This is a genomic window from Thiolapillus sp. (assembly GCF_048562965.1).
GTDB classification, from domain to species: Bacteria; Pseudomonadota; Gammaproteobacteria; order Chromatiales; family Chromatiaceae; genus Thiolapillus; species Thiolapillus brandeum_A.
The window spans coordinates 1-6,905 of record NZ_JBHNMF010000157.1 but is presented as its reverse complement, the minus strand read 5'-3'; the positions used below and the strand labels follow the sequence as shown (position 1 = coordinate 6,905).

Here is a 6,905-nt window from a genome sequence, read left to right as displayed (position 1 = left end):
GCTTCAAGAAAAAATGAAGTCTCCATTTCTGAGGAACAAAACAAACAATAATTTCCCCATAAATACAGCCACTTAGGTAATTCTATGAAAATATTTCGCCGAATATGTACGGATAGCCTAAGGAGTAGTTTTAAAAGGCAATGCAGCGTTTCCATGAACGGAATCCTCCAATTTATTTCGGCCTGTGGAGGTTAGATAGGGAATGCGCTGTGGCAATTACGAATTGCGTATCTTTGTCGATCACTACTCAATAAGCTCTACCCATCCCTTTGTCTCAATAGACCATACTGACATATTTGGCGCTGGTTCATTTTTTCCCATAACCACCAATAGGTATCTGTTTCTCGCCCCTTCGAAATCATCAAAGTATTGCTTGGCGGTTTTTTTGTCCTGCCAAGAAGGTGTTGGGTTTTGTTGTGGATGGGTGTGCCACAGTCCAACTGCGTGTAGCCCTTGCTTGTACTGGCGTTCCCGCTCACGAGTCGCTGTTTGGGGATCCTGGTTGAAGTAATATCGCTTTCTGGTGTCCTTGCGGGACGGTCCTGATGCGGCAACGATCACCAAACCGTCCGCCTCTGGGTCCGGCGTGAACAGTTCTCCTCCAGCTTCACGGCTCCATGGCCATTTCTGCTGATATTCATATATGTGCGCCAGAATGTCCGGCGTGAATAATATATAACGCTTCTGTAATGGATACCAAAATATTCTGGGCGCGGGGTTCACGGGTCCATCATCTCCGGTGGAAACGAGCGCTCGATGAGTGTTCCATCCACGGGCAACCCATTGCCCCTGTCGTCTCTTTGTGCCCACTCTCGAAGCTTAAGGTGGTCCCACGCCTTGTCAAGATAGGTTTGGCTTCTTGTCCAGCTGTACACCTTTTGCTGTTTGATTCCTTTGTCTAGGGCATCCAGCGCCTTCTCCGCCACGAGCGCAACTGCATAGGCGGCTGAGACGGCTGTATAACTTTGAAATCTTGTGGAACACCCAGGTTCTTGTTGGACCACCTCATCTGGCCAGGTTACGGCTTGTAAAAACTCTAGGTGATCCTTGCCATTATGAATCCAAGGAACATCCTTTGGAAGGAGGCAGGCGTGTGCCGCAACCACGAAGGGCTCCATCCAAGCGATGAGCAGGGGACAGGGATGTCGTCGCCGATGCCGATCCAACAATCTTCTCACTTCTTCCATCCCCGTCAGGTCAAGAACAAGGTCATAGTGGTCCAGCCGGTTATCAATCAACCAATCCTCAATATTCTGCTTTATCGGTTTGACTCGGACTGCGGGATAGGTTCGTGACAGGTGATTCGACATGCCTTCCACCTTCGGTTGTTCCAAGGCATTTGCGCCCAACAGGTGTCGCCCCAGATTAGCCGGCTCCAGGGTGTCATCATCCACCAATGTAAGTTCCCCGACGCCGGCCTTGGCCAAATGGTCGGCCACGGGGCTACCCAACGCGCCCAGTCCTATGATCAACACACGCTGTTGCTGTCGTCTATATACTTCCGGGTGCTGATCTCTTCCCACTGTCCAAGAAGGATCTAAGCGCTCCACGGTCAGGGGGATTACAGAGCGGGGTGGCTTGTAGGTACGCCTATGTTTGCCGGATCCAATGCTGATGTGCGGTCCGCCGGGCATTAAGAAGGCATAGCCATGCTCCATATGTCGGAGCAAAATCACTCGATATTGTCCCCTTCCCTTCCTGCGCTCTCCTTCCGGTAGAAGAAACCGGTGCCGATCTTCGTGGTTCAGTCGGCTGAATAGTAGGCGTTCCAGTTCGCTGTCGGTTTTTGGCCATGTCGAGGGTACCAGGGGGACGTCTATAGGAATGTCTGCAATTCGGACCGAGACTTCCTGTTGAATGTCCTTTCTTCGGGATTGTGCCAGTCTTCGTACCAACTTGCCATCACCAACTAATGCAATGCGGTCTGGGAGCAAGAGCCGTCCTTCCCTGACACAAGATTTCGATGGCCGGTCATTCGTTGTCCATACTTTTCTAATGGGGATATCGCCGTATACAGCCTGTTTAACCCAAATATACCAATAATTTAATGGTTCATCGTAGAAATCGAAATCCAGTTGCCCTTGGCCCCATTCCCAGATGAATTCCTGAAAACGGTACAGCGTCTCCATGATGCGGTCTTCCGGTGGCCACCCGTATCCTGGTCCAGGGTCACCATTTAGGCAAACCCATCCATTTTCTTCTACATGGGGCAAAGCCAGGATCGCTTCTTTGGAAAGCCGGATTCTTGCCTTACCCTTTTCAGGAAACCCCCTCGTTAACACCAGTTCGGCTGTTTCGATTCTCCTCTCCGGCGGCAGAGACAAGGCGCCGAGATCAAGGGTGAAAACGATTTCCTTTGAGTTATGTTGACTCGCAGGAATCCGAAGAAACGGGTACTTCGCCTTGATCAGATCAAGGTTCAATGTCATTCCGTAATGGTCAGGCCAGTCCGTTACTGGGTTTTACCGGTATAACGGGGTGCTGCCTTTCGGGCTTCGGCGGCATATTTCCGTCATCTGGATCCCGCTGATCCGATCCCGTTCCAAAAACCTCTTGGGCAACCTTTCTGGCTTCCTCCGGCGTGGACGCTTTCAGCAGTCTTTGCAGATCGGCCGCGAGGAGTTTGCACCAGGAATCGAAAGCATCCTTGCGTTTGCCCCCGTCCATGTTCCACTTTTCTGCAAAATTCTCACCTTCCACGGTCGGGTTGGCGACCCACCATTCATCATTGTCGCGGTGCTCAATCATGTGTGGTAGCAATTCCGCCAAGTCTGTCAGCAGCGCTATGGGATGCTCATAGGTATGGCCCAATTTAGCCAGCCCCTTATAAATACCGGTGACCAGGGTAACAAGAATCACCGAAATAGGCTGATACTTTGACTGAAAGGCATTCCTGCGTACACACATATCGCGGTGCCGCTTGAATAGCCGAATTGCCGTTTGGAGGGTGTCATGTATCGCAACATTCTGATCAGGTACGGGATTTACACCGGCGGCAGCAACCGCTTCTTCTGAGAGCCTTTGCCTTAGCACCAATTGTAACTGCGCCGTATCAGAGACCCAATGGGCGAAACCTTCTGGGTTGGATGGTTTCCAACCACGCTCTTTGTTGTCTACCACGCCTAGTGCGGTTGCCTGATAGCTTGGTTCAAAAGCGACGGCAAGGCCCATGCTCGCCCGCTGCTTCAGTGAAACCGTTTCCAGTGGTGCCGAAGGAGTGAATTCCAGATAGAACCCATGGCCTACAAAGTTGATATTCCAGCATCGATTCTTTGGGTTCACATCCTTTCCATACCGCCTCTTTAGAGCGTCGCCAATGGTCTCGAAGAAGCCAATCGGGTCGTCTGCTTCAATACGGTTGATATTGACCTTACACACGGCGTCGATGTCGAAATCCTTCCGACCCGGGGAGCGGATCAATGTCTGGGTTGCGGCGGACCCTTGCGGCACGATCTCAATGTCGTTTGTTTCCCAATGGAGTTTTTTTACTAAATAACGACCAACCTCTTCGTAGGCCTCCTTGGCTTTTTCAACGAGACTCTCATCCAGGGTAATGTGGTCGTTGACCTCTCTCAATGCTTGTTCATAGATGTTCGGTGTTAGTCCTTCCAGGCTAGGCGTAGGATATGACACGTCAGACTTCGCGGAAGCTGCCGCCTCGGCCAAACGCCGGCTACGGGTTTTCAGTGCGCTTGCTACGAGTGTTTTACTGGGGAAAAAACTCATGTTCGGTTATCCTCATCGATAATAGACAGTAAAGGTATCATTGTGGGCGTCAGCCGACACGCCTTGTCCTGTAATGGTCAATGCCGGAGAAAAAGAGGTGCCATGATTTGCGCGGTCATACACAACATACGGCGGATGATTCCCCGCTTGGAGCATCTGCCCCAGCGCGAATGCCATGCTGGCAGGACTGACGACAACCAGGTGGACTTGCTCCGCGCGCAATTCGTCCTGGATATGGTTGATCACCCGACGACAAATTGTTCGGAACTGTTGGAGGTCTTCGGCGCGGCGGATGATGTTTGCATTCGGAGTTTCCGTTTGGATGCGGATCCACGGCAATGTTTTAGCTTCGACTCCTTCAATGAGGGAGTCCGGCAAAGCATTTTCGTCGATGGATGCGGTAAGTTCTACGGATAGCAAAGCCTCCTTGGCCTGCCCTTGCTTCAGTCCGGTCGCCCTGAAGGTTCCTTCCGGGTGTGGCTGCACATTGTTGTGCCAACACCACGTTCTTTGCTGTCGATCATATTGAAATACTTCGACGGGAGAGGCCTCCCCAACGATCCGCCCCGCCAAAACAAGCATCGCGATGTGATGCAATGGGAATACTCCCAGTGCCCGACCTTCGTCTTTGAAAACTTCTTTGACAAATCCCGAGAACCGCCGTATGTCGTTTTCATGTTCATGAAGGTAGTAGTACCAAAATCCTGGTTTACTTCGGTCGTCACGCTGTGCTGTTCTTCTCAGTAAGTGCTCCACCCTTGGCGCCATGGCATATTTTTCGGCCAGCAGCGCCTCCTGAAACTGGGTATCACGGAAATAGGTGGGCACACCAGCAAGGTCGGCGAGCAAGGTAACAGCCCGTGCTACAGGATAGGTCATCGCTTTTCGCAAGGATTTAACTTTTTCCACGTGACGGCGGCGCATTCCTTGCAACCGTTCTTCTGGAGGCTCCAAAGGAGCATAGCTGTCGATCAGGCGATGATGTGCATCGCACATAAGCATGATGTTTTCTGGATCATCGGAAAGTTGAGCGGATCTTTCACCATTCCCCCTGGGGCCGTCTGGGCTTGATGCGATGATATGAGCCAAATACCCGATCCTAGCCACCTTGGTATGCAGGGAGATTCCAGATAAGTCTGCTGCACACCCCTCGTACATGCAGCATCCCCCTGCTTCCGCCCATACCTTCCAAGCGGTTTTCTGGGAAATCTCCTTTCCCCGGCCTTTTTTCCCAAACACCGGCTTTCCCAAGGCTTCCTGTCGCTTTTGGATGAAGCTCTCCACCTCCGCTTCACTGAAGTTCTCGCATTTCCATTCTGCTTTATATTCGGAGATTTCTTCCAAAGTCTGAAGATCGGTTACAACATGCTGAAGCAACCCCGCCCTGGCCAGTTTCTTCAGTTGTGTGAGCGATTTCCTTTCGGGATCGGTCTGAATAAGGGCCGGTGCGTCCTTGCCAAGGACTGCGACCTTGCAGAACCATCCGGAGTGTGCGATGCACAACGTGTCCTTGGTGCCAAGTCTTTTCTTGAGCCAATCTGATAATTCTTTGTCGTCCATGCTTTTAAGTCCTATTCCGTTTAACACACTCCCCCGGGGATAATGTCAATACACATCATGATTGGGGTCGTACAGGTACCAGCCTTGGTCTGTCAAAACAGCATCAATGGTTCGTCCGTGGAATTCATTGCTCCAATCCCCCAGCGATCCCAAACACGCTTCTTCCAACGCAGCTTCCGTCCGGTCAAACAAGGCATAGGCAAAGCCCCGGGGTGCGCTCTGGATTGATAGAAAATGCCATCGCATTGGTTTTCGTAGGCTATTGAAGAAATGCTCCGTGCCAGCTTGTAGTCTGTGTTGCTGATGAAGGATGCATCCAGATTTAGCCGAATCAGTGACCTCCCTGTCAGGTTGAGTAGCGTCAAAGGCCGTTTCACCGTAAGCTCCCAAACATTGCGGCTCATCAAATCCGCCAGGCCGATGAACTTGTCTTCCGCAAGATCCTTTTCGTCTACAATATCGTGTCCGAAGGTTTCGGCGAAGGCGGTATCTATATCCTTCGCGGTATACATGACGCCATAGCCATTGTCATTCGCATCCCAGCGATACAATGCCTTCCTACCATAGTAAATAGCGCTCGAATGCTTGCCCTTGGTGATGCGCAGCATCTTGTCCCCAGGGGACAATTCCACATATTTGCACTTATCAACGATCTTGCGCGGATCGATATCCATCAACGAGCTCCTTGCTCTCCCAATTGTCGTGCCTTGCGAAGTAGTCCTTCATCCAGCCCGTTTGATTGCAGGTATTCGATACGGGACATCTCATACTCGGAATCGATGCCCAACAGGAACTGCGTTTTCATGGCCGTACTCAGGCCTTCCAGTTCCTCAAGCAGGTCCTTGAGCCCGTTTACCACCTCATTTCCCTTGAACTGCCAGACGGGATAGATGGCGTGTTCACCGCGACGCACAGCCAATAACTGGTTGCGTTTTCTTTTTTTGCCCACTGCTTGGGGGGAGATCCCTAAAAGGTCTGCCACCTCGGCAGCAGTATAGCCGCCACCGGCGCGTTCGATCATTTCGTTGAATCGACGGACGCCTTCCAGGATCAACTGATGGCGCTGGCTTTTTGCTCCAGACAACTTTTCGATAATTTCCTTGTAGACGGCCAGCAGTAATTCCGCATCGGTCATCTCGGCTGAATCAGCCTGCATCTTCATATCGGCCATGTGTTCACTGAGCAACTTGATCACACGGGTAAAGGATGATTCGGTGTTGTGGTTATGCTTCCTGGTCGTATAGAAGGAATGTATGGCGGACATGACGACTTGTTCGTCCGTGTGCTTCCCCAGACTTTGTAATGTGTTTAATGGCATTTTGCTCTCCTGGGTAAAATGTAATGCCTTTATGTTGTATTCCATTATATTCTAGTAGACAACTGAAACCCTGGCAAATCGAATCCACTCCTACTCTCCACTCAGTGAGTAATATTTGGAGTAAGTTTTCGGAATCCCCGCCCTGGCAGCTCAATTCTGCCCTGACCCCGCTGTTAGTGTTGATAATGTAACCTTATCTTATTATTTGACATTTCAGGTACATATATCACTTGAATTGGTACAGGGTACATGGTACAGTATAACCGCAAATCAGAGCCGGGCCGTATAACAAGGAAATGGC

At 50.9% G+C, this 6,905-nt stretch carries 6 protein-coding genes; all 6 read right to left on the bottom strand.

Going from position 1 to position 6,905, the window contains the following annotated elements; all coding sequences use genetic code 11:
- Positions 1 to 243: 243 nt before the first annotated feature.
- Positions 244 to 723 carry a Mov34/MPN/PAD-1 family protein gene (locus ACOCD2_RS09815; protein ID WP_295390369.1) on the bottom strand — a complete coding sequence of 160 codons (480 nt, stop codon included), beginning with the start codon at positions 721 to 723 and terminating at the stop codon, positions 244 to 246.
- Entirely contained in the window at positions 720 to 2,423 is a 1,704-nt protein-coding gene (locus ACOCD2_RS09810) for a HesA/MoeB/ThiF family protein (protein ID WP_419601243.1), read from the bottom strand. The genes ACOCD2_RS09815 and ACOCD2_RS09810 overlap by 4 nt, the downstream gene beginning before the upstream one ends.
- Before the next feature lie 16 nt (positions 2,424 to 2,439).
- On the bottom strand, positions 2,440 to 3,726 hold the full coding sequence (locus tag ACOCD2_RS09805) for a nucleotidyltransferase (protein ID WP_419601242.1): 1,287 nt from the start codon (positions 3,724 to 3,726) through the stop codon (positions 2,440 to 2,442).
- Positions 3,727 to 3,738: 12 nt separating this feature from the next.
- Complete coding sequence (locus ACOCD2_RS09800; protein WP_419625690.1) at positions 3,739 to 5,286, bottom strand: SAVED domain-containing protein; 1,548 nt, start codon at positions 5,284 to 5,286, stop codon at positions 3,739 to 3,741.
- Between the two features lie 92 nt (positions 5,287 to 5,378).
- Positions 5,379 to 5,960: an RES family NAD+ phosphorylase gene (locus ACOCD2_RS09795; protein ID WP_419625689.1), complete on the bottom strand. Its 582-nt coding sequence runs from the start codon at positions 5,958 to 5,960 to the stop codon at positions 5,379 to 5,381.
- Positions 5,960 to 6,649 (bottom strand): helix-turn-helix domain-containing protein, encoded by a 690-nt coding sequence (locus tag ACOCD2_RS09790; protein WP_294105558.1) that lies wholly within the window; start codon positions 6,647 to 6,649, stop codon positions 5,960 to 5,962. The genes ACOCD2_RS09795 and ACOCD2_RS09790 overlap by 1 nt, the downstream gene beginning before the upstream one ends.
- Positions 6,650 to 6,905 lie beyond the last annotated feature (256 nt).

Excerpts from the sequence above, each read along its gene's own strand:
- ACOCD2_RS09805 (WP_419601242.1), bottom strand. The coding sequence starts at position 3,726 with ATGAGTTTTTTCCCCAGTAAAACACTCGTAGCAAGCGCACTGAAAACC.
- ACOCD2_RS09800 (WP_419625690.1), bottom strand. The coding sequence starts at position 5,286 with ATGGACGACAAAGAATTATCAGATTGGCTCAAGAAAAGACTTGGCACC.
- ACOCD2_RS09795 (WP_419625689.1), bottom strand. The coding sequence starts at position 5,960 with ATGGATATCGATCCGCGCAAGATCGTTGATAAGTGCAAATATGTGGAA.
- ACOCD2_RS09790 (WP_294105558.1), bottom strand. The coding sequence starts at position 6,649 with ATGGAATACAACATAAAGGCATTACATTTTACCCAGGAGAGCAAAATG.